At 63.1% G+C, this 976-nt stretch carries 1 protein-coding gene; it reads right to left on the reverse strand.

Translation table 11 applies throughout. The features are described 5' to 3' along the window. Positions 1–908: thiolase domain-containing protein (locus EN879_RS37200; RefSeq protein WP_127274774.1), on the reverse strand; the 908-nt coding region annotated here is incomplete at its 3' end. Between the last annotated feature and the right edge of the window lie 68 nt (positions 909–976).

Consider the following 976-nt stretch of genomic DNA (forward strand, 5'->3'; position numbering starts at 1 on the left):
TTGACAAGGCCCATCGCCTCGTACTCGATCAGTTCGGCAATGTTGAAGCAGTCATGCGTTTCGACGAAGGACAGATCGTCGAGCGTCACGCCGGCCGATTTCAGCGCCCGGTTCCAGGCCTGCTCGCAGCCTTCGAAGGTCAGAATGTCGCGCTTCGACATCGGCAGGAAATCCTGCACATGTTCGTTGGCGCGGAAGGCAACGGCACGGCGCATCTTCAGTGCCGTGGCGGTGTCGGCAAGGATAAGGGCGGCGGCGCCGTCGGAGACCAGCGAGCAGTCGGTGCGCTTCAGAGGACCGGCAACGAAGGGGTTCTTCTCGCTCTCTTGGCGGCAGAACTCATAGCCGAAATCCTTGCGCATCTGCGCATAGGGATTGTCGACGCCGTTCTTGTGGTTCTTGGCGGCAATCATGGCCAGCGCATCCGACTGATCGCCATAACGCTGGAAATAGGCCTGCGCGATCTTGCCGAAGACGCCGGCGAAACCCGCGGGTGTCTCGCCGTCCTCGGGCAGATAGGACGCCTTGAGCAGGTTTTTGCCGATCTCCGGCCCCGGCGTCGTCGTCATCTGCTCCGCGCCGACCACCAGCACGATGCGAGCGGCATTCGCGTCGATGGCGCGGATGCCTTGGCGGACCGCCGCCGATCCGGTGGCGCAAGCGTTCTCGACACGCGTCGCCGGCTTGAAGCGCAGCCGGTCGTCGGCCTGAAGCACCAGACTGGCGGTGAAATCCTGCGCCGAAAAACCGGCGTTGAAGTGGCCGAGCACGATCTCGTCGACCTCGTCGGGACCGATGCCGGCATGGTCGAGCGCGTCCGTTGCCACCTTGACGATGAGGTTTTCGAGCGTTTCGCCCTCAAGCTTGCCGAAGCGCGAATGCGTCCATCCGACGATGCATGCGGTCATGGCGGTCTCCATCCTTGGCGCCGGCCTGGCATGTCGGCTCACGGCGCATTTCGCATCTATTGCTGTCT

The organism is Mesorhizobium sp. M7A.F.Ca.AU.002.02.1.1, from assembly GCF_003998535.1.
GTDB classification, from domain to species: Bacteria; Pseudomonadota; Alphaproteobacteria; order Rhizobiales; family Rhizobiaceae; genus Mesorhizobium; species Mesorhizobium ciceri.